Source organism: Mesorhizobium sp. P2_E7 (assembly GCF_056403855.1).
The window spans coordinates 3,082,304-3,106,090 of sequence record NZ_JBFUER010000001.1 but is presented as its reverse complement, the minus strand read 5'-3'; the positions used below and the strand labels follow the sequence as shown (position 1 = coordinate 3,106,090).

General features: G+C 64.4%; 26 protein-coding genes. 10 read left to right on the top strand and 16 right to left on the bottom strand.

The features are described 5' to 3' along the window. Positions 1-38 precede the first annotated feature (38 nt). Complete coding sequence (coaBC, locus tag AC1DYC_RS15245) at positions 39-1,511, top strand: bifunctional phosphopantothenoylcysteine decarboxylase/phosphopantothenate--cysteine ligase CoaBC (protein WP_477407498.1); 1,473 nt, start codon at positions 39-41, stop codon at positions 1,509-1,511. 21 nt (positions 1,512-1,532) lie between these two features. Here the strand turns inward: coaBC and AC1DYC_RS15240 are convergent, their stop codons facing one another. Next, positions 1,533-2,858 (bottom strand): aspartate aminotransferase family protein, encoded by a 1,326-nt coding sequence (locus AC1DYC_RS15240; RefSeq protein WP_477407496.1) that lies wholly within the window; start codon positions 2,856-2,858, stop codon positions 1,533-1,535. 98 nt (positions 2,859-2,956) lie between these two features. Here AC1DYC_RS15240 and AC1DYC_RS15235 point away from each other — a divergent pair, with 98 nt between their 5' ends. Then, a complete protein-coding gene (locus tag AC1DYC_RS15235; protein ID WP_477407494.1) occupies positions 2,957-3,802 on the top strand; it encodes a LysR family transcriptional regulator in 846 nt (281 codons plus the stop codon). 47 nt (positions 3,803-3,849) lie between these two features. Here the strand turns inward: AC1DYC_RS15235 and AC1DYC_RS15230 are convergent, their stop codons facing one another. The 9 genes from AC1DYC_RS15230 to AC1DYC_RS15190 all read right to left on the bottom strand — a co-directional run bounded on the left by AC1DYC_RS15230 (position 3,850) and on the right by AC1DYC_RS15190 (position 10,641). Then, positions 3,850-5,286 carry an MFS transporter gene (locus AC1DYC_RS15230; protein WP_477407492.1) on the bottom strand — a complete coding sequence of 479 codons (1,437 nt, stop codon included), beginning with the start codon at positions 5,284-5,286 and terminating at the stop codon, positions 3,850-3,852. A 148-nt stretch (positions 5,287-5,434) separates the two neighbouring features. Then, positions 5,435-5,914 (bottom strand): DUF992 domain-containing protein, encoded by a 480-nt coding sequence (locus tag AC1DYC_RS15225; RefSeq protein WP_477407490.1) that lies wholly within the window; start codon positions 5,912-5,914, stop codon positions 5,435-5,437. Positions 5,915-6,003: 89 nt separating this feature from the next. Continuing rightward, positions 6,004-6,477 carry a DUF992 domain-containing protein gene (locus tag AC1DYC_RS15220; RefSeq protein ID WP_477303849.1) on the bottom strand — a complete coding sequence of 158 codons (474 nt, stop codon included), beginning with the start codon at positions 6,475-6,477 and terminating at the stop codon, positions 6,004-6,006. A 139-nt stretch (positions 6,478-6,616) separates the two neighbouring features. Continuing rightward, positions 6,617-7,177, bottom strand: coding sequence for a DUF4274 domain-containing protein (locus AC1DYC_RS15215; RefSeq protein WP_477407488.1), 561 nt, complete (start codon positions 7,175-7,177; stop codon positions 6,617-6,619). Positions 7,178-7,334: 157 nt separating this feature from the next. Further along, positions 7,335-8,189: a tetratricopeptide repeat protein gene (locus AC1DYC_RS15210; RefSeq protein WP_477407486.1), complete on the bottom strand. Its 855-nt coding sequence runs from the start codon at positions 8,187-8,189 to the stop codon at positions 7,335-7,337. 208 nt (positions 8,190-8,397) lie between these two features. Next, complete coding sequence (gene rpsU / locus AC1DYC_RS15205; protein ID WP_023671138.1) at positions 8,398-8,676, bottom strand: 30S ribosomal protein S21; 279 nt, start codon at positions 8,674-8,676, stop codon at positions 8,398-8,400. 176 nt (positions 8,677-8,852) lie between these two features. Then, positions 8,853-9,239 carry an SET domain-containing protein-lysine N-methyltransferase gene (locus tag AC1DYC_RS15200; protein WP_112559216.1) on the bottom strand — a complete coding sequence of 129 codons (387 nt, stop codon included), beginning with the start codon at positions 9,237-9,239 and terminating at the stop codon, positions 8,853-8,855. 127 nt (positions 9,240-9,366) lie between these two features. Then, a complete protein-coding gene (locus AC1DYC_RS15195) occupies positions 9,367-10,137 on the bottom strand; it encodes an SDR family oxidoreductase (RefSeq protein WP_477407484.1) in 771 nt (256 codons plus the stop codon). Positions 10,138-10,272: 135 nt separating this feature from the next. Beyond that, on the bottom strand, positions 10,273-10,641 hold the full coding sequence (locus AC1DYC_RS15190) for a YrdB family protein (protein WP_477407482.1): 369 nt from the start codon (positions 10,639-10,641) through the stop codon (positions 10,273-10,275). A gap of 201 nt (positions 10,642-10,842) precedes the next feature. Between AC1DYC_RS15190 and AC1DYC_RS15185 the strand changes: the two genes are divergently transcribed. The 5 genes from AC1DYC_RS15185 (at position 10,843) to AC1DYC_RS15165 (ending at position 16,335) form a co-directional block, all read left to right on the top strand. Beyond that, the gene (locus AC1DYC_RS15185) at positions 10,843-12,096 is read left to right on the top strand and encodes a sarcosine oxidase subunit beta (RefSeq protein WP_436173424.1); all 1,254 of its coding nucleotides are present in this window, start codon (positions 10,843-10,845) and stop codon (positions 12,094-12,096) included. Positions 12,097-12,159: 63 nt separating this feature from the next. Beyond that, positions 12,160-12,471, top strand: a complete 312-nt coding sequence (locus tag AC1DYC_RS15180) for a sarcosine oxidase subunit delta (protein ID WP_023683197.1) — start codon at positions 12,160-12,162, stop codon at positions 12,469-12,471. Next, a complete protein-coding gene (locus tag AC1DYC_RS15175; RefSeq protein WP_477407480.1) occupies positions 12,468-15,461 on the top strand; it encodes a sarcosine oxidase subunit alpha in 2,994 nt (997 codons plus the stop codon). Before AC1DYC_RS15180 ends, AC1DYC_RS15175 begins: the two co-directional genes overlap by 4 nt. After that, entirely contained in the window at positions 15,454-16,026 is a 573-nt protein-coding gene (locus AC1DYC_RS15170) for a sarcosine oxidase subunit gamma (RefSeq protein ID WP_477407478.1), read from the top strand. The genes AC1DYC_RS15175 and AC1DYC_RS15170 overlap by 8 nt, the downstream gene beginning before the upstream one ends. Before the next feature lie 78 nt (positions 16,027-16,104). Then, a complete protein-coding gene (locus AC1DYC_RS15165) occupies positions 16,105-16,335 on the top strand; it encodes a hypothetical protein (RefSeq protein WP_477407476.1) in 231 nt (76 codons plus the stop codon). Positions 16,336-16,455: 120 nt separating this feature from the next. Here AC1DYC_RS15165 and AC1DYC_RS15160 read toward each other — a convergent pair whose 3' ends face one another. From AC1DYC_RS15160 to AC1DYC_RS15135, 6 genes are all read right to left on the bottom strand, one after another. Continuing rightward, a complete protein-coding gene (locus AC1DYC_RS15160) occupies positions 16,456-16,689 on the bottom strand; it encodes a DUF680 domain-containing protein (RefSeq protein WP_477407474.1) in 234 nt (77 codons plus the stop codon). 194 nt (positions 16,690-16,883) lie between these two features. Then, the gene (locus AC1DYC_RS15155) at positions 16,884-17,528 is read right to left on the bottom strand and encodes a TetR/AcrR family transcriptional regulator (protein ID WP_477407472.1); all 645 of its coding nucleotides are present in this window, start codon (positions 17,526-17,528) and stop codon (positions 16,884-16,886) included. A gap of 110 nt (positions 17,529-17,638) precedes the next feature. Continuing rightward, a complete protein-coding gene (locus tag AC1DYC_RS15150; protein ID WP_477407470.1) occupies positions 17,639-18,415 on the bottom strand; it encodes an SDR family NAD(P)-dependent oxidoreductase in 777 nt (258 codons plus the stop codon). Between the two features lie 18 nt (positions 18,416-18,433). Next, positions 18,434-19,471 (bottom strand): phosphotransferase family protein, encoded by a 1,038-nt coding sequence (locus AC1DYC_RS15145; protein WP_477407468.1) that lies wholly within the window; start codon positions 19,469-19,471, stop codon positions 18,434-18,436. After that, complete coding sequence (locus AC1DYC_RS15140) at positions 19,468-19,983, bottom strand: MaoC family dehydratase (RefSeq protein WP_477407466.1); 516 nt, start codon at positions 19,981-19,983, stop codon at positions 19,468-19,470. Before AC1DYC_RS15140 ends, AC1DYC_RS15145 begins: the two co-directional genes overlap by 4 nt. Continuing rightward, entirely contained in the window at positions 19,980-20,795 is an 816-nt protein-coding gene (locus tag AC1DYC_RS15135) for an SDR family oxidoreductase (protein ID WP_477407464.1), read from the bottom strand. Before AC1DYC_RS15135 ends, AC1DYC_RS15140 begins: the two co-directional genes overlap by 4 nt. Positions 20,796-20,932: 137 nt before the next feature. Between AC1DYC_RS15135 and AC1DYC_RS15130 the strand changes: the two genes are divergently transcribed. From AC1DYC_RS15130 to AC1DYC_RS15120, 3 genes are read left to right on the top strand one after another with little or no spacing between them, the layout of a single operon-like run. Beyond that, positions 20,933-21,574 carry a TetR family transcriptional regulator gene (locus AC1DYC_RS15130; protein WP_477407462.1) on the top strand — a complete coding sequence of 214 codons (642 nt, stop codon included), beginning with the start codon at positions 20,933-20,935 and terminating at the stop codon, positions 21,572-21,574. Continuing rightward, on the top strand, positions 21,571-22,812 hold the full coding sequence (locus AC1DYC_RS15125; RefSeq protein ID WP_477407460.1) for an acyl-CoA dehydrogenase family protein: 1,242 nt from the start codon (positions 21,571-21,573) through the stop codon (positions 22,810-22,812). Before AC1DYC_RS15130 ends, AC1DYC_RS15125 begins: the two co-directional genes overlap by 4 nt. A 4-nt stretch (positions 22,813-22,816) precedes the next feature. Beyond that, positions 22,817-23,785 carry an NADPH:quinone oxidoreductase family protein gene (locus tag AC1DYC_RS15120; protein WP_477407458.1) on the top strand — a complete coding sequence of 323 codons (969 nt, stop codon included), beginning with the start codon at positions 22,817-22,819 and terminating at the stop codon, positions 23,783-23,785. Positions 23,786-23,787 lie beyond the last annotated feature (2 nt).

Sequence of the window (23,787 nt, the reverse complement as noted above, 5' to 3'; positions counted from 1 at the left end):
ATCATTGCTTCCGGTTGTGTCGAGCAGAGTGCAATCATATGGCCAGCATCACCATCCGCAATCTCGACGATGACGTGAAAGACCTGCTGCGGCAGCTCGCAGCAGAGAATGACCGCTCGATGGAAGAGCAGGCGCGGGTGATGATCCGTGCCGCGGTCGAGGGCCAGCTTGGCCCCTCCGGTCGCATCGAGCGGATCGAAGAAACGCTGCGGGAGTTGGCTGTTGCACGCAGCCCGGCAGCACCGGTCGTTGCTGCGGTGAGCAAGACCCAGCCGCGTGGCAGCCTCTCGGCCAAGCGCATCCTGCTGATCATCGGCGGCGGCATTGCCGCCTACAAGGCGCTCGACCTGATCCGCCGGCTGCGCGAGCGCGGTGCCGCGGTGCGTGTGGTGATGACAGCGGCCGCGCAGGAATTCGTCACCACGCTGTCGGTCGGCGCGCTTTCGGCCGACCATGTCTTTACCGACCTGTTCGACCGCAATGACGAGCACGATGTCGGCCATATCAGGCTGTCGCGCGAGGCCGACCTTCTGGTGGTGGCGCCGGCCACCGCCGATCTGATGGCCAAGCTCGCCAACGGCCATGCCAACGACCTGGCATCGACCGTGCTGCTCGCCACCGACAAGAAAGTGCTGATGGCGCCGGCGATGAACCCGAAAATGTGGGCGCATGCCGCGACGCGCCGCAACCGGGCGACGCTCGCCAAGGACGGCATTGCCTTTGTCGGCCCGGCCAGAGGCGAGATGGCGGAAAGCAATGAGGCCGGCGAAGGCCGCATGGCCGAACCGCTGGAGATCGTGGCAGTGATCGAGGCGCTGCTCGACAGCAAGCCGAAGCCGCTCTCCGGCCGCAGGATCATCGTCACATCGGGGCCGACGCATGAGCCGATCGATCCGGTGCGCTACATCGCCAACCGCTCGTCGGGCAAGCAGGGCCATGCGATTGCGGCAGCGTTGGCGAGGCTGGGCGCCGATGTGCGCCTCGTCTCCGGCCCGGTCAGCATTGCCGATCCGGCCAGCGTTGTGACGACGCATGTCGAGACCGCGGCTGAAATGAAAGCGGCCGTCGAAGCGCTTCTTCCTGCCGATGCCGCTGTGTTCGTCGCGGCGGTCGCCGACTGGCGCACCGCCGGCGCCGCCGGCGAGAAGATCAAGAAGGTGGCGGGCGAGGGGCCGCCGGCGCTGCAGATGGTCGAAAACCCCGACATTCTCTCAGGCGTCGGTCATCACAAGCAGCGGCCGGGACTGGTCGTCGGCTTCGCCGCCGAGACGCAGGATCTGATCCGGAATGCCGAGGCCAAGCTGAAGAAGAAGGGCGCCGATTTCATCGTCGCCAACGACGTCTCGCATGAAAGCGGCGTCGGTCCCACCGGCGTCATGGGCGGCGACCGCAACAAGGTGCGCATCGTCTCCAAGTCAGGCGTCGAGGAATGGCCGGAAATGACCAAGGACGAGGTGGCGGCGCGGCTTGCCGCGCTGATCGCCGAACGGCTGAAGACTATCGTCGTCTGAGCGGCAGCCCGGCCGCCCGGCTCACTCCGCGGCGATGCCGGGAGCGCTGGCTGCAAGCCCGGCTTCGATCGACTCCGAGATGATCCGCAAGCCAAGATCCAGTTCTTGTTCGGAGATGGTCAGTGGCGGGGCGATGCGGAAGACGCCGCCCATGCCGGGCAGCTTGACGATGTTCATGCTGAGCCCGCGCCGGAACGCTTCCGCCGCGATCGCGGCGCCGAGCTGGTGGTCCGGCTCCTTGCCGTCCTTGACGATCTCGACGCCGAGCAGCAGGCCGCGACCACGCACGTCGCCGACACAGTCATGCCGCTGCTTCAGCCGCGACAGCCCGTCGAACAATTTCGCGCCCATATGCCGGGCGCGGTCGACCAGTTTTTCCTGTTCCACCACATCGAGCACGGCGAGGCCGACAGCGGCCGGCAGCGGGTCGGAGACATGCGTGGTGTAGAACAGGAAGCCTTTTTCATGCGCGGCGTCTTCGATGTCGGCTGTCGTCATCACGGCCGACAGCGGCAGGCCGGCGCCGATGGTCTTGGACAGAGTGAGAATGTCGGGGGTGACGCCGTCCCTTTGGAAGGCGAACATATCGCCGGTGCGGCCGATGCCGGTCTGCGCTTCGTCGAGGATGAGCAGCATGCCGCGCTCGCGGCACTTCTGCTTGAGCGCTGCCAGATATCCGTGTGGCAATTCCAGTATGCCGCCGCTGGACAGGATCGGCTCGGCGACAAAGGCCGCCAGACTTCCGGTCGACTGGCTATCGACGAGATCGAAGGCGTCGTCGAGTTCAGTCAGCCAATCCAGCGAGCCGTCGGCATTCCTGAAGCGCGGCCGGAAACTGTTGGGGGCGGGGATGGCGAGCGATCCGACCGCGGCCGGCCCGTAGCCCTTGCGGCCTGCGCTGTAGGTCGCGGAAGCGGCTGCCCCGGTCATGCCGTGCCAGCTCTTCGAGAAGGCGACGACCTCGTGCTTGCCGGTCACCAGCTTTGCCATGCGGATCGCGGCTTCATTCGATTCCGCGCCCGTCGAAAGCAGCATGACCCGGTCGAGCCCCGGCGCAAGTGCCGCCAGCCGTTCGGCAAGCTCGACAACCGGTCGCGACAGCATGCCGCTGAAGAGGTGGGCTACCTTTTCGACCTGGCGGGTCACCGCCGAAACGATCCTGGGGTGGGAATGGCCGAGCAGCGCGCTCATCTGGCCGGAGGTGAAGTCGAGGATCGGCCTGTCGTCGGCATCGTAGACGAAGGAGCCCGCCGCACGCTCGATGATGGCCGGTTCGAAGCTGCCACCATAGCGTATCAGGTGCTTCTGCGCCGCAGCCCAGAATTCGCGATCCGCGTTTTTCGACATGCCGCAGCTCCATCAAACCGTTGAGGAGGAAAAAGTAGCCGATGGCGCGGATGCAGTAAAATTGATAGTAATCGGATTCCGATATCAACGGAATTGATATGCAGGCTCCGCTCGATCTCAAGCTGCTGGCGACCTTCGTGCGCGCGGCCCATTCGGGAACGCTGAGCGCGGTCGCCATACAGGTCGGCCGCACGCAGTCGGCCGTGACCATGCAGATACAGCGGCTTGAGGAGGCGCTCGGCCAAAACCTGTTTCATCGCAGCGGCAGTGGTGTGCGGTTGACCGGCAGCGGCGAGCGCTTCCTCGCCTATGCCGAGCGCATTCTCAAACTCCATGACGAGGCGATCTCGGCACTGTCCGAAAAAGGCCTGCACGGCTCGATCATTTTCGGCAGTCCGGAAGATTATCTCAGCGCCTTCTTTCCCGCGCTCTTGAAGAGTTTCGGGACGATGTATCCCGATGTCGAGATCAAGGTTGTCTCGGCGCCGACGGTCGAATTGCGGACGCTTCTCAACGGGCGCCAGATCGATCTCGCGCTGGTTTCGGATGCAGACGATGCACAAGGCGTCGTGCGCACGGAACGGCTGGTCTGGGTAGGCAGCAAGCAGGCGCTCGATCTCTATGGGTTCGGCGACACCGTTCCGCTGGCGCTGTCGGCGTCGAACACTGTCGACCACAAGGCGGCTTGCGATGCCATGGCCCGCGCCGGTCTGCGCTACAAGATAGCCTACGCCAGCAACAGCCTTGCGGGTTTGATCGCGGTGGCGCGGTCGGGCCTGGCGATCAGCGTCATGGCGCAGGAGGCGGTGCCCTCCGACCTGCATATTCTGCCGCTGCCTCCACTGCCGCGCCTTGGCATTCTGATTGCCGTTGCCGATACGGAGCGCTCCCCTGCGGTGGAGGCGTTCGCCAATCACATCCGCAGTGTGCTTCCGTCCCTTTGAGTCTGGTGGCCGGTCAGGAAGGTAACCGGCCAATCGCGGCGATGGTCTCAGCCTGCCGCCAATTGTGGCCGGCTTGCCGTCAAAGCCATCCTCAACGCCGCCAGGCAGCCGACAATGCCGAGCGGCACGAAGGCGAGGAACAGCCAGCCGGCGACGCTGGCCGCGGCGTCGCGGTTGAGCCCCGCGGAGAAGCCGCTGGCATTGGCGATGATGCCGGCCACGGCGGCGCCGACGGCGTAGCCGATGCGCTGCATGGTCGGCACTGCGGCCGACGCGATGGTCTGCTCACCGTCGCGAGCCGAGGCGACGATGATGCGGGTGAGGAAAGGCCAGGTGACGCCGAAGCCGCCGCCTTGCAGCAGGGCGCAGACCAGGATCAGCGGGATCGATCCCGACGGGATCGACCATGCGAAACCGGCGAGGCCGGATGCGATCATCAGCGCGCCGATGACGATGATCTGCCGCTCACGCTCCAGCGGCGCATTGGCGACGGCAATCGACAGGATCGACCAGGCGATGGATTCGGCGGCGATGATGTAGCCGGTGGTCAGGATCGGGATGCCGTGCAGCGTGGTGAGAAGCAGCGGCCCGTAGATCGAGAAGGAGACCGTCGCCACCGAAAAGGCGGCGACCACGGTCATGCCGCTGCCGACCGGCGAGCGCCACGAAAACAGCTGCGAGGGAAACAGCCGCGAGCGCGGTTTCATGGCGTCGACGAAGACGAACAGCGCCAGGCCGGCGAGACCGAGGACCAAGAGCAGCGACGAGCGCAGCAGGGCGACGTCGACGCCGGCGGTGGCGATCAAAATGACGGCGATGGCGAGACAGCCAAGCGCGGCATAGGGGAAGGGCGGCGAGGTGCCGGCAGCGGCTTGCGGCTTTGTCGCTTCCGGCGTGTTCAGCACGATGAAGCTCGCCAGCGCCATGGCGATGCCGCCCAGCACGAAGACGCCGAAAGCCCAGCGCCAGGACAACAGCTCGACCATGATGGCGCCAAGCATTGGGCCGCTGAATGCGGCAACGCCCCAGATCGCCGACATGATGCCGAACAACTGCGGCCAGATGTTGCGGTCAAACAGCCGTTGGACCGAGACGTAGGCCAGCGACACCAGCGCGCCGCCGCCGAGACCCTCTACCAGGCGGCCGGCGAGAAACACCGGCATGGAAGGTGCTGTGGCGCAGATCAGCGCGCCGGCGGCGTAGAGCAAAGCGGCGACCGTGACGTTGGAGCGCAGAGCGACATAGCTGACCATGCGCCCGGCGGCAGCACCGGCGACGATGGCGCCGAGCTCATAGACGGCCAGCGACCAGCCGACGAACTGCACGCCGGCGAGGTCGCCGACCATGGCCGGCATGACGGTAGCCACCATCGTCTCGTTGGTGGCGTGCAGCAGGATGCCGAGGCTGATGAAGCAGAAGCGCGCGAGGTCGCCGCTTGCCCACAATGCCCGCCAGTCGACTTTGTTGCTGGTGATGTCAGTCATTCTTTTTACCCTGCCTTGCATATCTCTATGTCGGCGCATGACGCCAGAAGCCAGCAAGGGTTTCCGGCGGGGCCATGCGCGCTGTTTCAGGCAGGGCAGGCTTGTAAAACCTCAACCACGGTTGAGTTCAAGCGGCTTTTTTCACCGATCAGTTCTCGGTGCTGCGCAGCTGGAACTGGCTGACGCCGATGGCGATGTTGATGCCGGTCTGGGTCTGCAGGCTAAGCGGCTGCAGGGTGAAGGCCTGCGAGGAACCGCCGACCAGGAGATTGGCGCCGGCGCCGACCGCCGCCGTCACTTCGGCGCTGGCGCCGACATAGTCACCCGCAAGCGCACCCGGCGCATAGATGTTCTTCAGCGGCGTCAGCACCAGCCACTGCATGACCGTCTGCTTGGTGGTGCCGATGTCGAGCCCGTATTTGTTGACGGCACCGAAATAGGCCTCCGGCGAGAAGCTCTCGTCGGCAGGCGTGAAGGTGCAACTCAGATCCTTGCTGGAGCCGAAGATGAAGCCGGTGCCGCCGCCGATGGCGCAATCGAGCACGCCGAGTTCGAGGCCCTGGTCCTGCGCTTGCGCCTGTCCTGCCCAGGCAATGGCGATGGCGGCGGCGACTACGGTCTTGAGCATGGCGGATCCCCCAAAAAGCATGCGGCGCGAAACAGTATCCTGTTCCGCGCCGCACGTAGAGGGATCAGTCGATCCTTATTTGCCGATGCTTACTTGAACGAGTGGATCAGTTCCAGCGAGGTCACGGCGACCGCCACGTTGACGCCGGTCTGCGCCTGAACGCTCAGCGGCTCCAGCACAAAGGCGCCGTCCAGGCCGCCGACCAGCAGATTGGCGCCGCCGCCAGTCACGACGCTCGCCTCGGCGTTGACGCCGTAATAATGGCCGGCAAGGTCGCCCTCGTCATGGCCGCGGGTGGCGGCCAGAACTGCCCAAACCAGCTGGCCCTGATGCGTCTGACCGAGATCGACGCCGAGCTTGGAGATCATCCCCGTGTATTTCTCGGACGGTCCATGGTGGTACGGGCGGAAGGTGCAGTCGACGCCCTTGTTCGACGTGACGACGTAGCCGACGCCACCGTCGATGGTGCAATCGAGCGTGCCGAGTTGAAGCTTGCCGGCGCTAGCGGGAACGGCAAACAGCGTCGTGGCGAGCGCTGCGGCACAGATGATTTTCTTGATCATGGGTCAGTCCTTTCGAAAATTGCCTTCAACAACGGTTGAATGGCCCGGAGCGTTCCGCCGAAAACTTGGCGCGATCAAGGCAAGGGTTAACGCTTTGCCATCGGTGGTTAAGATTGGGTGAGGGCGTGTCGGCCAAAGCTCAGTGGCGCCACAAGCGCCCGAGCGCCGACCAGGCCTTGTCCAGCGGGCCTGGGTCCGGCAAATCGACCAGCACCGTGCCGTGCAAATCCTGGGGATACCGCCGGTAGAAGTCGATGTCGTTGACGGGCCGGCGTCCGCGAAGGGCGCGGCGCATATCGGGATGCGGCTTCAGCGGCGAGTGGGCGAGCTGACCGGCTTTCTCGACCAGCTCTTCAAAATCCTGCTCGATGAAATCATCGACGTCGAAGGCGATCTTCGAACGGACATAGCCATTGGCATTGATGCGCTGGGCAATGAACTTCAGCATCTCCCATACCGGGGCGTAGCTATCGTCCGTTCCGCCATTCTCCGCCGCCAGGATGAGGTAATAGGCCGGCTGCCCCAGCCAGAACATGGTCAAGGCCGTGGCCTTGTCGCATTGCGGCTGGCGGGCGATCCAGAGCAGCGGGTCGATATCCCAATCCCAGTTGAAGTCGAGCACAGCCCGATGCCAATCGTCGGGAGAGGCGGTTTCAAGCCAGGCGATCTGCTGCTTGATCAGGAGTTCGTTTTCATCCATCGCGGTGCCGTTCCGATGTCGCGGTCCGGCTTCCATTCTGGAACGCAAAGATTGCGATTTTGCTGCGCGGGCCGCTTTGCGGCGACCTGCACAGGGAAGGGAACACTGATGGATAAAACGTTGCGGGTGACGACTCGCGCGGCGAACCGGCTGGGTATCAGCCGGCGGTGGCGGTGGCGGTGCGCGACAGGCCGTCCTTGGCCGGCTGGTAGGTCGGGTCGAGGTGAACCGCTTCGCGGTAGGCCTTCGATGCCTTGACCTTGTCGCCGCGGCGCTCATAGATCAGCGCCTGGTTAGACCAGGCCTCGGCGTTCTTGCCGTCGAGCTTGATGGCCATGTTGAAGTCGGAGAAAGCGTTGTCCTCGTCGTTCATGGCGAGATAGGACAGGCCGCGGCCGTTATAGGGTTCGGCGGCATCCGGCGCCAGCGAGATGGCGGTCGAGAAATCCTCGATGGCAAATTTGTGCTGGCCCTGGCTCTGATAGATCAGGCCGCGATTGTGGTAGGCGCGGGCATCCGTGGTGTCGAGCTGGATCGCCTTCTGGAAATCGTTGAAGGCCTGCTGGGTCTGGCCGGCCTTGCGGTAGAGGTTGCCGCGGCCGATATAGGCGGCGTCATAGTTCGAATTGATCTGGATCGAGCGGTTGTAGTCGGCAAGGGCGGCGGCCTGATTGCCGAGGAAGCGCTGGATCAGCGCCCGGTTCGAATAGGCCTGGTAGAAATTCGGGTTGAGCTGGATGGCGGTGTCGAAGTCCTTCAGCGCCGCCTGGTACTGGCCGCCGCGGCCATAGGCCGAGCCGCGCACATTGTAGCCTTCCGGATCCTGCGGATTGCGCTGGATCACCGCCGACAGCGAGGAGATGTTTTCGGTCGAGCCTTGCGCCTTGTCGATGTTGTTGAACTCGCCGGTCGGGACGCTCTGGCAGCTGGCAAGCACCAGGCCGGAGAGCAAGGCTGCCGTCAGGGCGAAACCGCGCATTGTGGTTCTGCGCTCTACGCTGGTTGCGTTCATGTCTGCCCTGTCCTCACTTCAGTCGCGTCGCTCAGTCCAGGTCCCCCTCCGGGCCGGGTCCACAGATTGTCGTAACAAAATCTAGAGCGTCGTTTGCGCGTTCAAGGGAACGCCCTCTAACAAAAAGGCGGCGCTCTAAACAAAAAGGTGGCGGCGATTCCGCATCGCGCCACCTCTGATATCCTTCGAAAAGGACGAAAAATTGGCGTTAGAACCGCGGCGGACGCGGAGCACCACCAGGACCACCGGCGGCGCCGGCAGCAACCGGGCGCGGCGTCATCGGCAGCAGGCCTTCGCGCTGAGCGCGCTTGCGGGCCAGCTTGCGGGCGCGGCGAACGGCTTCAGCCTTTTCACGGGCGCGCTTCTCGGAAGGCTTCTCGTAGTGGCCGCGCATCTTCATTTCGCGGAAAATGCCTTCACGCTGCATCTTCTTCTTGAGAGCGCGAAGCGCCTGATCAACGTTATTGTCGCGGACGAGTACCTGCACGGGCAATCCTGTCTTTCGGGTTTGATATCAACAGGCAAGCGGCCATAGCCACATGCCTCCGCGGCGATTTACACCACGAATTGTGGCGGCTGATAGCAGAATCAGGCCGCGCTGTCCACACTCGAAATGAAGGACAACCGCCAATTTGCCACGGTCGCCTCGAGATAGGGCGCCAATCAGGCGCTGGCCAGGTGAAGCCGGGCGAAATCTTCAAAGAATTCGCCGTAGTCGCAGGTGATCTCCTCGCCGGCGGCGATGTCGCGGGTGGCGGTGGCGCCGCCATATTGTGAAAAGTCGGTGTTCGGCCGCTCGGCATGGTTCATGAAGCGGCCATTGTCGACCTCATAGACCATGAAGCCGGGGCGGTCCGGGCTCGGATAGGCGTAGCGGTCGAGCAGTTCGCGGAGATGCGGAGGGGCCGCTTCGTATCTGTCCATCGGGATCAGCCGGTCGAAATCCGGATCGAGCCGCCAGATCGAGGCGCCCTTTTTGATCGGCTCGGCAGCGAACACGCCGACGCCTTCGATTGCGCTCTGGGCGACATAGGTTCTGATCAGCAGCATGGTTCCAGGACCTGTTTGGCAAGAAGACCCGTTTCGACAAAAAACGGAATCGCCAAATCGGGTCGAAAAAGCAAGTCCGGTTTGAGGCTCTATGGCTGATCAGCGCGGGCGATGACCGCGAAATGCTTCACGTCCGGGTGATCGAGACGCCGCCATCGGCAAACAGCGCCGATCCGGTGGTGAAGCTTGAGGCGTCCGACGCCAGGAAGAGCGCCGCGCGGGCGATCTCCTGCGGCTGCGCAATACGCTTCAGCGCATGCAGCCCTTCGACGAAGGCCAGCACTTCAGGGCCGGCGTCCGGTGCGTTGGTGATGCTTGCCGGCGTGTCGGTGCCGCCCGGCACCAGCGCGTTGACCCGCACGCCTTTGGCGCCGTATTCGGCGGCCAGGACCTGCGTCAGCCCGATCAGCCCGGCCTTGCTGGCGGCATAGCTGGTCATGCCGGGCATGCCGACGGTGTGGCCGACGAAAGTGGAGGTGAAGATCAGCGACCCGCCACCACGTTCGACCATGGCCGGCACCTGATATTTGGCGCCGAGAAAGGCGCTGGTCAGATTGGCATCGAGCGTCTCGCGCCAGCCCTTGAGCGACAGGTCCGAAATCGGACCCATTGGGCCGACAGCGCCGACATTGTTGAAGGCGATATCGAGCCCACCGAATTTTTCGACAGCCAGATCGACAAGCGCTTTTGCATAGGCCTCGTCGGTGACGTCGCCGGCAAGCGCGATGGCCGTGCCGTCGGCGTCCTCGATTTCAGCCACCAGCGCCTCAAGCTCGGCCTGGCGACGGGCGGCGACCACGACCTTGGCGCCTTCCTCGGCAAAGAGTTTCGCGGTGGCGCGGCCGATGCCGGAACTGGCGCCGGTGACGATGGCGACCTTGTTGGCGAGTGCGAACATTTTCTTACATCCTTTTCTTCGCCAGCAGCGCCGGCAATCGGGATGGGTAATCGCAGCCTGGGGCGGCGCGAGCCACCCGATACGTGCGCACTGTTCGGTTTGCTGAACTGAATGATGGCGGTACAGCCGCCCTGACTATTGCTTCAGCAGCCAGTTGAGGCGGTCGAGCGAAAATGCGTAGCTGATGGCGATGAGGAGCGTCATAATGATGCCCGTGGTGGTGTAGTCGGCGGCACAGAATCCGGCAGCACCGCCAAACAGGATCGCCAGTTCTAACACCAGCCGCACCGCACCCGGCACAGGCACCGGCGCACGACCTGACCGGCTTGGGTCGTCGCGCACCGCGAAGGTTCCCCACAGCGCGGCTGCAATGAGCGGCAAGGTCAGAGCGAGGAGCCAGCGCCACCATCCGCCAGAGAGGCTCCAACTGGCGATGCCGAGACCAAGCAAAGCGGCAAGTTCCAGCAGGAAGCGCAACGTCAGATTCCACCAGGCGTTGCCCATATTTGTCCTCCAGAGTCTCGCGACCGCCAGTGTGGCCGAACGTAACCTTGGCTGCCAGTCCGGGCCGGTCTTTTCCACCACGGCGCAAAACGGCAAGCGCCGTCGCAAACAGCGCAAGGGTGGAAGCGCTGTTTCGCTAGTGATACACCTCGCGCGCAGGGGCCGAGTGAATGCCCTGCCGCCATTTGCGAGGCTGGAACGTTGAAAAAATATTCGGTATTCGCCATCGCCCGCGAGGCTATGCGCGGCCACAAGGGCTGGGAGGAACAATGGTCCTCGCCGGAGCCGAAGAAGGAATACGACGTCATCATCGTCGGCGCCGGCGGCCATGGCCTGGCCACCGCCTATTATCTCGCCACCGTGCACGGCATCACCAATGTCGCGGTGCTGGAAAAGGGCTGGCTCGGCGGCGGCAACACCGGCCGCAACACCACCATCATCCGCTCCAACTATCTCTATGACGAGAGCGCGGGCATCTATGACCATGCGCTGAAGCTGTGGGATGGGCTCTCCCAGGAGCTCAACTACAACGTCATGTATTCGGCGCGCGGCGTCATGATGCTGGCGCACAATGTGCACGACATCCAGGTGCTGAAGCGCCATGTGCACGCCAACCGCCTCAACGGCATCGACAATGAATGGCTGACGCCGGAGCAGGCCAAGGAATTCTGCCCGCCGCTCAACATTTCGAAGCAGGCGCGTTATCCCGTCGTCGGCGCAGCGCTCCAGCGGCGCGGCGGCACGGCGCGCCACGATGCGGTCGCCTGGGGCTATGCGCGCGGTGCCTCGGCGCGCGGCGTCCACATCATCCAGAATTGCGAAGTCACCGGGGTCAAGCGCGCCGCCAATGGCGCGGTCATGGGCGTCGACACGACGCGCGGCTTCATCGGTGCGAAAAAGGTCGGCGTGGTGGCTGCGGGCCATTCCTCGGTCATCATGAACATGGCCGGCGTGCGCATGCCGCTGGAGAGCTATCCGCTGCAGGCGCTGGTGTCGGAGCCGGTCAAGCCGGTGGTGCCGTGCGTGGTGATGTCGAACACGGTGCACGCCTACATCTCGCAGTCCGACAAGGGCGAGCTGGTGATCGGCGCCGGCACCGACCAGTATGTCTCCTATTCGCAGACCGGCGGCCTGCACATCTTGCAGCACACGCTGGACGCCATCTGCGAGATGTTCCCGATCTTCACCCGCATGAAGATGCTGCGTTCCTGGGGCGGCATCGTCGACGTCACGCCCGACCGCTCGCCGATCCTGGCCAAGACGCCGGTGCCCGGCCTCTACGTCAACTGCGGCTGGGGCACGGGCGGCTTCAAGGCGACGCCAGGCTCTGGCCATGTCTTTGCCCACACCATTGCCAAGGACGATCCGCATCCGATCAACGCGCCCTTCACCATCGAGCGCTTCCGCACCGGCCGCCTCATCGACGAGGCAGCGGCGGCGGCGGTGGCGCACTGATGGCTGCCAAGAGGCTTTGCGACCAACCGGCCATCGGCCACCGCGAATTTTAGGACCAAACAGATGCTTCTCATCCGCTGCCCCTATTGCGAGGAAGAGCGCCCGGAGCTCGAGTTCCGCAACGCCGGCGAGGCGCATATTGCGCGCTCGGCCAACATGGCGGGCGAGAGCGACGACGACTTCGAAAAGTTCTTCTTCATCCGCTCCAACCCCAAGGGCATCATCTATGAGCGTTGGCGCCACATTCACGGCTGCGCGCGTTTCTTCAACGCGGTGCGCGACACCGTCACCGACAAGTTTGTCATGACTTACAAAGCCGGCGAGCCGAAGCCGTCTAAGCTGCCCAAAAACTCCAACGAAATGGCTTCCAAATGAGCGGCGCGTTCCGTATTCCGAGCGCCGGCCGGCTCAGCCAGGCCAAGACGGCGCGCTTCAGCTTCGACGGCCAGTCCTATACCGGCATCGAGGGCGACACGCTGGCCTCGGCGTTGCTGGCCAATGGCGTCCATCTGGTCGGCCGCTCATTCAAATATCACCGTCCCCGCGGCTTCCTGTCCGCCGGCGCGGAAGAGCCCAATGCGCTGGTCGAGGTCAAGCGTGACGACGCGCGCAAGGCGCCGAACATCCGCGCCACGGTGCAGGAGCTCTATGACGGGCTCATCGCGAGCTCGCAGAACCGCTGGCCCTCGCTCGCCTTCGACGTCGGCGCGGTCAACGACATTGCATCGCCGCTGTTTTCGGCCGGTTTCTACTACAAGACCTTCATGTGGCCGAAGGCGGCGTGGAAGAGCCTGTACGAGCCGAAGATCCGCGCTGCTGCAGGCCTCGGCGTTTCTCCCGACAAGCCCGATCCCGACCATTATTCGTCGCGCTATGCGCATTGCGACGTGCTGGTGCTGGGCGGTGGTGCGGCCGGAATTACGGCGGCGCTTGCCGCTGCCGAAACCGGCGCGCGCGTCATCCTCGCCGACGAGCAGGCGGATTTCGGCGGCAGCCTGCGCTTCGAGACCGGCGCGAAGATCGATGGCCAGGACGGCTATGCCTGGGCGCAAGCGGCGATCGTGAAGCTCAAGGGCATGGACAATGTCCGCGTGCTGTCACGCACGACGGCCTTCGGCTACTACGCACAGAATTTCGTCGCCCTGGTCGAGCGCGTCAGCGACCATCTGCAAAGCCCCGGCCACGATGTGCCGCGCGAGCGGCTGTGGCAGGTCCGCGCCAAGCGCGTGGTGCTGGCGACAGGCTCGATCGAGCGCCACATGGTGTTTGCCGACAATGACCGGCCCGGCATCATGCTGGCCTCGGCGGCGCGCATCTATCTCAACCATTATGGCGTGGCGGTCGGCAAAAATGTCGGCGTCTACACCGCCAACGACTCGGCTTACGCGGCGGCGATCGACCTGAAGAAGGCCGGCGTCAACATCGCTGCGATCGTCGATCTGCGCGACCATCCGACCGGACCAGTGATCGACGAGGCGAGGGCGCTCGGCATCGAGATCAATTTCGGCCGCGCGGTGATCCGCGCCGGTGGCAAATTGCGCGTGACCTCGATGACCGTGCAGCCAAAGAATGGCGGCGGCGAGCGCACCATTCCCGTCGACGCCATCCTGATGTCGGCCGGGTGGACGCCCTCGGTGCATCTGTTCTCGCAGTCGCGCGGCAAGGTCGCCTTCAACGACGAGACCAAGCGCTTCGTGCCGGGCACCTATGCTCAGGACTGCGTGTCGGTCGGCGCCTGCAACGGCACGGACGGTCTGTCGGCGAGTATCGACGAAGCCTATGCTGCTGGCGCCAAGGCGGCGAAAGACACTGGTGCGAAAACCGCCAAGGGCACGAAGCCGAAGGTCGATACCTCGGAAAGCTGGTCACGCGGCATGCTGGGCGCGGCGCCCGGCGCCGGGCCGGACAAGACGGTCAAGGCCTTCGTCGATTTCCAGAACGACGTCACCGCCAAGGACATCCGCCAGGCGGTGCATGAAGGCATGCGCTCGATCGAGCACGTCAAGCGCTTCACCACCAACGGCATGGCGACCGACCAGGGCAAGACGTCCAACATGCACGGCCTGGCCATTGCCGCCGAGACGCTGGGCAAGCCGATCCCCGAGGTCGGCCTGACCACCTTCCGCGCGCCCTATACGCCGGTGACCTTCGGCGCGATCGTCAGCCATTCGCGCGGGCCGCTGTTCGACCCGACGCGAAAGACAGCGATCCATCCATGGGCCGAAGCGCAAGGTGCCGTGTTCGAGGATGTCGGCCAGTGGAAGCGCGCCTGGTATTTCCCCAAGGGCGGCGAGGACATGCATGCCGCGGTCGACCGCGAATGCGTCGCGGTGCGCAGCAATGCCGGCCTGTTCGACGCTTCGACGCTGGGCAAGATCGAAGTCGTCGGGCCGGATGCGGCCAAGTTCATGGAGCTGCTCTATACCAATGCGTGGGAGAAGCTGGAGCCCGGCCGCTGCCGCTATGGCATCATGCTGCGCGAGGACGGCTTCATCTATGATGACGGCGTCGTCGGCCGGCTGGCGCCGGACCGTTTTCATGTGACGACGACGACCGGCGGTGCCCCGCGCGTCATGAACCACATGGAGGACTATCTCCAGACCGAGTTCCCGCATCTGAACGTCTGGCTGACCTCGATCACCGAGCAGTGGGCTGTCATCGCGGTGCAGGGGCCGAAGTCGCGCGACATCATCGCGCCGCTGGTCGAAGGCATCGACATGTCGGATGAGGCGCTGCCGCATATGTCGGTGCGCGAAGGCAAGATCTGCGGCGTGCCGACCAGGCTGTTCCGCATGTCGTTCACCGGCGAGCGCGGCTTCGAAGTCAATGTGCCGGCCGATTACGGCCAGGCCGTCTGGGAAGCGCTGTGGGCCGAAGGCCAGAAGCATGGCGCCGCCGCCTATGGCACCGAGGCGATGCACGTGCTGCGCGCCGAAAAGGGCTACATCATCGTCGGCCAGGACACAGACGGCACGGTAACGCCGAACGATGCCGGGCTCGACTGGGCGGTCGGCAAGAAGAAGACCGACTTCGTCGGCATTCGCGGCCTGACGCGGCCGGACCTTGTCGCCAAGGGCCGCAAGCAGCTGGTCGGTCTGAAAACCAAGGACCCGAAAGTGGTGCTGGAGGAGGGCGCACAGATCGTCGCCGATCCGAAGCAGGCGATCCCGATGAAGATGATCGGCCATGTCACCTCGAGCTACTGGTCGGAAAATTGCGGCCGCTCGATCGCGCTGGCGCTGGTCGCCGGCGGCCGCGACCGGATGGGCGAGACGCTCTACGTGCCGATGCCGAACGGCGTGATCGAGGTGGAGGTCACCGGCATGGTGTTCTTCGACGAAACGGGAGGGCGCCTCAATGGCTAAGGCTGCTGTGAAAGCAAACGCATCGTCGGCTGAGCGCCGTCCGGCGCAGGCCGGGCGCAGCGTGTCGGCGAAGAACGTGAAGGTCGAGGTGCTGCCGCCGGCGGAGCGGATGTCGTTGCGCGCGCCTGTGGTTTCTGTTGCTGCGCTGTCGAAGGCGCTCGGGCTGACCTTGCCGAAGCAGCCGAAGAGCTCGGCGACCAAGGCTGGCCGCACCGCGCTGTGGCTCGGGCCGGACGAATGGTTTGTGATCGACGAGGCCGGAAAGGATCCGCTCGCCGACTGCGCCAAGGCGGCCGCGCTGCATTCGGCGGTCGGCATCTCGCATCGCAACGTCGCCTTTGCCGTTACTGGCCCGGCGGCGGCTGCTGCGATCAATGCGGGCTGCCCGCAGGACCTGTCGCTGGAGGCTTTTCCGGTGGGCGCGGCCTCGCGCACCATTCTCGGCAAGTGCGAGATCGTGCTGCTGCGCACCGCAGCCGACGCCTTCCGGGTCGAGTGCTGGCGTTCCTTCTCGGACTATGTCTTTACTTTCCTGTCGGAGGCAGCCAGCGACGCGGCGGCGTAGAGCAATCCTTTTCGGATTGCTCCGGGAACGTCTGCCGCGCGGGCTCGTTCTGCTTCCGCCTGTCGAGGGAGAGCCGCCATGCCGCCGAAAGCCACGCCAAAATCACCGATCAAGAAGACGTCGGCGGTACGCTCGCTCGAACATGAGCAGCATCGCGAGGTGAGTGCCGAAGAGGAGCTTGAGGAAGGTCTCGAGGACACGTTCCCGGCCAGCGACCCGGTGTCGATCACCGCGACCTCCATCTCCGGCGCTCCGGCGAGGCCAGGCAAGGCCAAGACCGTGCCGGGACGAAAGCCGCGCAAGACATAGTCCGTTCCGCGACGCTTAGGCTTGAACTCAGGAAAACCGCGGCATTCGCCGGGGGAAAATGGGCGGTCGGGATTGTCCTGCCGCCCTTAGTCGTTGTGCCGTTCGGTGGTCGAGCTCAATTTAGAACGTGCTCGGCACGATCCACGGGTCGATCTCGATGCCGAGGCGCGGGCCCTTGGCCTTGACGTCCGACTTTTCGACCGAGCCGGTCACGCTGCAATCGAGCTTGGCATTGGTCGTGGTGTCGACGCAGGTGGCAGCCGGGGCCTGCTTGGCCGAGTGGTTGCCGCTGGCAGCGAAGGCCGAGCCGGAGAGCGCCAGCACGGTGGCGAGAGCGAGAAGGATCTTGTTCATGTCAGTCTCCATCGGGTAATTTGTTTTCGTACATGTACGATACAATGTACAGATACGCCCGAGGAAACAGGTTTTCAAGTCAGAAAACGTACACGTACGACAATTTTTTTGAACGCCAAAAATCGCGGCGTACTGACACAGCCGAAGCTGTCAGCCCGGACGTTCAATTGGAGGGGCGGGGGATACCCAACTGCTCAGCAGTTGACCGGGGTCTTGGTCAGCGGTGGCACGTCCTGCGCGGTGAGCGAGGCAAGGGTGGAATCGCACATCCGCCTGACGAAAGCCTGCGGATCGCCAAAGGGGTAGAACGGAAAGGTGATCAGCAACGAGATGGTGCCGTGGCCGACCGCCCACAGCATTGTGGCGATGGCACGCGCATCGCCGTGCAATTTGCCGGCGGCGACGCAGGCCTCGACCCTGGAGATCAGCGCTTTCATCGCCGGGTTGCCCTCCTCCATGTCCTCATAGCTTCTGCCCTCCGGCAGCTTGGTCTTTTCAGTCATGAAGACGGTGCGGTATTCGTTGGGGTTGCCGAGCCCGAAGGCGGCATACTCGGTCATCACTGCCTTCAGCGCCTCGATCGGATCGTCGGAGGGGTGCGCCTCGATGTTGCGGGCAAGTGTTTCGAACGCATCCTCGGCCAGCGCAAACAGAATGTCCTGCTTGTCGGCGAAATAGGAATAGACCGACATCGGGGCATAGCCCACCCGGTTGGCCAGCTTGCGGATGGTGAGGCCCTCATAGCCTTCTTCCTTGACGAGCTTGTGGGCTGCGTCGAGCAGCTCGGAACGCAGTTCGGCCTTTTGTTTTTCGCGGCGTTTCTGGACGCTCAGCGGCACGTGAGTCTGCCTTCATGGGGTGGGTGTTGGCTAAATTATATACGCTGTACGAAAACGAACAAGGCCGCCACAGGTTCCCGCAACGGCAATGGTTACCAAATCGGGCGCTATCAAATCGCGCCGACGCCGCCATCCACGGCCAGCGTGTGGCCGGTCATGAAGGAATTGGCGGGGTCAGCGGCAAACAGGATGGCGGTCACGACCTCGTCGACTTCAGCAACCCGCTTCATCGGTACGCCGCGCGTCAACTCGGCCAGTGCTTCGGCTTCCGGCGCGCCGGAGATGCGCACGAAGCTGTCGACCATGGCCGTGCGCGTATGCGCCGGGCAGACGGCATTGATGCGTATGCCCTTGGTGGCGTATTCGGCCGCGGCCGATTTGGTCAGACCGACGACGCCATGTTTGGCCGCGGCATAGACCGACAGTTTCGGTGCGCCCACCAGCCCGGCAACCGAGGCGATGTTGACGATGGCGCCGCCTTTCCCGTCCGATTTGAACTGTCGCTCCATCTGCGGGATCTGGTGCTTCATGGCATAGAAGACGCCGAGGAGGTCGATCTCCAGCACCCGGCGCGCCTCGTCGGAGGTCACTTGCGGCAAGCGCACGAAACTCTGGACGATGCCGGCATTGTTGATGGCGATATCCAGCCGGCCGAATTTCTCCGTCGCCAGTTTGACCAGATCCTCGGACAGTTTTTCATCGGCTATGTTGCCGGCGAGGATGGCGGTTTCGGCCTGCAACGAGCCGGCAAGATCGGCCAGCGCCTTGTCGTCGATGTCGGACAGGACAAGGCGGGCGCCTTCAGCGGCAAAGCCTTTCGCAGCACCCCGGCCGAGGCCGCCGGCGGCACCCGTGATCAGCACCGTTGCTCCGTCAAAACGGCCCATTCAGCTCTCCCGTATTCTTCAGGTCTTCTTGTCGATGATTTCCACGGCGAGGCCAGCCAGCTGCTTGACGATCTCGCCATAGATCTGGGCTTTTCCCGGATTGGACGCGTTGCCGTCCAGTGCGCGGCGGTAGACGCCCTGGCAGATCGCCGCCAGCCGGAAGAAGGAAAAGGCGAGGAAGAAGCTCCAGTTGCCGATGCCGTCCAGCCCGCGCCGCCGGCAATAGGCAGCGACATAAGCCTCCTCGGAGGGAAGGCCGAGCGCGGCCCGGTCGATACCGCGCAGGCCGCGCAGGCTCGATGCGTGTGGCAGCCGCCATTGCATGCACTGATAGGCGAGGTCGGCGAAGGGGTGGCCGAGTGTCGACAGTTCCCAATCGAGCACCGCCAGCACCTTTGGCTCACTGGCTGCAAAGATCATATTGTCCAGCCGGTAGTCGCCATGCACCAAGGACACGCGGCCATCATCGGCCGGCATATGCGTCTCCAGCCAGGCGATCAGCCGGTCCATGTCGGCCACAGTGCCGGTCTCCGAGGCGCGGTACTGGCTTGTCCAGCGGGCCAGCTGACGTTCGAAGTAATTGCCGGGTTTGCCGAAATCGCCGAGGCCAACGGCTTCGACATCGACATCGTGCAGCGCCGCCAGCGTGGCGTTCATGGCGTCGTAGAGGGCGGCGCGCTCGTCGTTGCCGCCGGCTTCCGGCACGGCCGGATCCCAGAAGATGCGGCCGTCGAGGAACTCCATGACGTAGAACATGCGGCCGATCGGCGAGTCCTCGCCCGACAGATGCAGCATCCGGGGCACCGGCACGGCGGTGCCGGCAAGCGCCTCCATCACGGTGAATTCGCGGTCGACCTGATGCGCCGATTTCAACAACTGGCCCGGCGGCTTGGCGCGCAGCACATAGCGGCCGCTGGCCGCGGTTAAGAGATAGGTCGGGTTCGATTGCCCGGATTTGAATTTTTCGATTGAGGAAAGCCCGGCAAAACCCGGGATGTGCGCCTCAAGATAGGGTGCAAGTGCTGTCTGATCGAGGGCGTTGGCGTCGCCGCTCATGCGGTCTCCGGCTCACGCTCGATCAATGTCAGCGTCAGCCAGCGCGCGGTCAGCGCCGGCTTCTTCGAACCCTCGATCTCAATGGTCACGTCATGCGCCGTCTGCACCCAGCCCGAGGGCCTGACCTTGACGTCGGCCAGCACGAAACGGGTGCGGATGCGCGAACCGGTCTTCACCGGCGCCAGGAAGCGCAGCGAATCGAAACCGTGATTGACGCCCATCTTGCTCTTTTCCAGCGGCGGCATGGTCTCGAAGGTCATGGCCGAGAGCAGCGACAGCGACAGGAAGCCATGCGCGATGGTGCCGCCGAACGGCGTCTCCAGCCGGGCTCGCTCGGGGTCGCAATGGATGAACTGGTGGTCGTCGGTGGCGTCGGCGAACTGGTCGATCATGGTCTGCGTGACCACACGCCAGGGCGACACGCCGACTTCCTTGCCGACGCTGGCCAGAAGCACATCGAGACTGATCGGTTCCACTGCGATGTCCTCCGTTTGCCGCCGCCCGCGGCTCATTCCTTGAACAGTGTCAGCCCATGCTGCACCGACTGCCCGCCGTCGATCGGCAGGATGGCGCCGGTGACATAGGAACCGGCACGGCTGCACAAATAGAGCGTTGCGCCGCCAATGTCATCCGCCACGCCGATACGGCCGATGGGGACATGGCTGCCGACGTGTTTGGCCTTTTCCTCGGTGCCGGTGGCAAAGGCGGTCATGCGGCTCTGGAAGGGGCCGGGCGCGAAGGCGTTGACGGTGATGCGCCGCGCCGCGAGCTCGATCGCCAGCGTGCGCGTCAGATGGTGAACGGCGCCCTTGGAGGCGGTGTAGGAATAGGCATCGTCGGCCAGCGGCTGCGTGCCCATCACCGAGCCCAGATTGATGACACGGGCCGGATCGGCATCGCTGGCCGCGGCTTCCAGCAGCGGCAGCAATTCGCGCGTCAGGTGGAAGACGGCGGTGACGTTGACGGCGAACACCTTGGCCCAGCCGCTGTAGGGAAAATCCTCGAGCGTGGCGCCCCAGGATATGCCGGCATTGTTGACCAGTATGTGCAGCCGCTCGGTGCGCGCCTTGACCTCGGCGACCAGCGCGGCAATGCCGGCCTCGGTCGAGACATCGCCGGCAAAACCTTCGGCGCGGCCGGAGGCGCCCAGCGCGTTCAATTCGGCGGCGACCTTGATGCAGTCCTGGCCCTTGCGCGAGGCGATCATTACGGTGGCGCCGGCCTGAACCAAAGCGGTCGCCACCATGCGGCCGATGCCGGTCGCGGCTCCGGTCACCAGCGCGGTCTTGCCGGCAACTGAAAACAGCTCGTCGAGATAGCTCATCGATCCTCCCCGTGGGAACGTCGCCTCGTTGGGCTTTGCCACATTGACAACATACCCGGTAGTATGTTCATCTTTTGCCCAGACGTAAAGGCCTTGAAATGCAGCATCGCTGCGGAAGCAGGCGAAAGGCGAAACCGATGCTCAGCGTCGAAGCTCCACTGCTGGACCGCCCGCGCGCCGACATATTGCGCGCCGCCGCCATCTGTTTCATGCAGCGAGGCTATGCCGCGAGTTCCATCGACGACGTCGCGCGCAGCCTTGGCTCGACCAAGGGCCGCATCTACCATCACTATCCGTCCAAGGCCGATCTGTTCGCCGACGTGTTCCGCGCCGGCATGGACATGAATTTTGCTGCGATAGAGCCGGTGCGCGCGCAGCCCGGCCCGGCGATTGGGCGCTGGCGCAAGATGGCTGCCATCCATTGCGGCCAGATGATCCGCACCAAGCCGTTCCAGCGTGTCGTGTGGGAAGGCGTCGAGCTTTATCTGCGCGGCGCGACCACGCCCGAACAGCGCGAGGAATTCACCAGGCTGATGCAGTATCGCGATGCCTATGGCCGCATCTTTCGCGAGGCGATTGCGGCTGCGCGCGACGAAGGCGACATGCGCTTCGGCACCATCGGCATTGCCGAGCAGTTGATGTTCCTGACGCTCAACTCGCCGCTGTTCTGGTACACGCCGCGCCCGACAGAGACGGACGGGGATATCGAGGCGATTGTCGGCGAGGTCGTCGCTTTCGCGGCGCGTGGTCTGGGTGCGGCTGAGGAGAATACACGATGAGCGACATGAATCTCGGCATGACAGAGCGGCTGAAGCCGATCCACGCCCGCGTCGCCGCCATGGTGCGCGAGGAGATCATGCCGCTCGACCATGAGTTCCTCGGCGAGGTTGGCAAAGGCGGCGATCGCTGGGTCTACACAGCGCGGCAGACCGAAATTCTGGAAGGGCTGAAGAATAAGGCCAGGGAGCGCGGCCTGTGGAATTTCTGGCTGACCGGCTCCGAGCGCGGCTATGGGCTGTCGACGGTCGAATATGCCTATCTGGCCGAGGAGATGGGCAAGGCGCATCTGGGCGCTGAGACCTTCAACTGCTCGGCGCCCGACACCGGCAATATGGAAGTGCTGGAGCGCTACGGCTCGGACGACCACAAGAAGGCATGGCTGGAGCCGCTGCTCGAAGGCAAGATCCGCTCGGCCTATCTGATGACCGAGCCGGATGTCGCCTCCTCCGACGCCACCAACATCGCCATGCGCTGCGAACGGCAAGGCGACGACTATGTGCTGAACGGCGAGAAATGGTGGGCGTCGGGCGCCGGCGATCCGCGCTGCGCCATCTATGTCGTCATGGTTCGGACCGGCAGCGAAAGCGAGCCGCAGCACCGCCGCCATTCGATGATCCTGGTACCGTCGGACACCAAGGGCGTGACCAAGCTTCGGCCGATGCAGGTCTATGGCGATGACGACGCGCCGCATGGCCACATGCATCTTCGCTTCGACAATGTCCGCGTGCCGGCTTCCTATCTGATCCTCGGCGAGGGCAGGGGGTTCGAGATCGCGCAAGGCAGGCTCGGCCCCGGCCGCATCCACCACTGCATGCGCGCCATCGGCCAGGCCGAGATGGCATTGGAAATGCTGTGCCAGCGTTCGGTGCGGCGCGAAGCCTTTGGCCAGCCGCTGGCAAAACTCGGCGCCAATTTCGATATCATCGCCGAATGCCGCATGGAGATCGAGATGGCACGGCTGCTCTGCCTCAAGGCGGCGTGGATGATCGACCAGGGCGATGCGCGCGCCGCGGCGCCCTGGATCAGCCAGATCAAGGTCATCGCACCGCGCGTCGCGCTGAAAGTCACCGACGAAGCCGTGCAGATGTTCGGCGCGCAAGGCATCAGCCAGGACACGCCGCTGGCGCGCTCGTGGACACATCTGCGAACGCTGCGGCTCGCCGACGGGCCGGACGCGGTGCATCGCCGGCAAGTGGCGCGGACGGAACTGAGGAAATACACGCAGGAAAAGGTGTGAGGGCATGAAAGCCATCATCGCCCGCGACTTCGCGCCGCTCGACCAGCTCGTCTATGGCGATTGGCCGGAGCCGGAGGCCAAGGGCAATACCGTCGTCATCGAGGCCGAGGCGATCGGGGTGAACTATCCCGACGGCCTGCTCGTCCAGGGCCTCTACCAGATGAAGCCGCCACTGCCCTTCGTGCCCGGCATGGAGGTCGCGGGACCGGTGATTGCGGTCGGGCCTGGGGTGAAATCGATCAAGATCGGCGACCGGGTCGCCGCGCTCTCGACCCATGGCAGCTATGCCGAGCGGGTGGCTGCGGCCGAGCCCTTCGTGATGCCGCTGCCGCCCGATATGCCGGCCGCAGACGCCTGCGCGTTGCTCGCCGGATACGGCACCTCGCATTACGCGTTGAAGCAACGTGGCACGCTCAGGGAAGGCGAGACGCTGTGCGTGCTGGGCGCGGCAGGCGCCACCGGCATCGCCGCCATCCAGATCGGCAAGGCGCTTGGCGCCCGCGTCATCGGCGTCGCCTCGTCGGAGGAAAAGCGCCGCATCGCCGCCGAAGCCGGCGCCGACATTGCGCTCGGCTACGACAATCTCAAGGAAGCGCTGAAAGAGGTCTCGGGCGGCAAGGGGGTCGATGTCGGCTTCGATCCTGTGGGCGGCGAAACCTTCGACGTGCTGGCCCGCTCGATGGCCTGGAACGGCCGGCTGCTGGTCATCGGTTTTGCCTCGGGCACCATTCCGCAATTCCCGGTCAACCTGGCGCTGGTCAAGGGCTTTTCGGTGGTCGGCGCGTTCTGGGGCGCGTTCACCGCCAAGGAGCCGCGCGTCTATGCCGACAATATGAAGGAGCTTGTCGGCTGGTACCTGGCCGGCAAGGTCCGGCCGGTGATCGAAGGCACGTACCCGCTGGCCGATGCCGCCGCCGTGCTGAAGCGCGTGCTCGGCCGCGGCGCATCCGGCAAGCTCATCCTCAAACCGTAAGG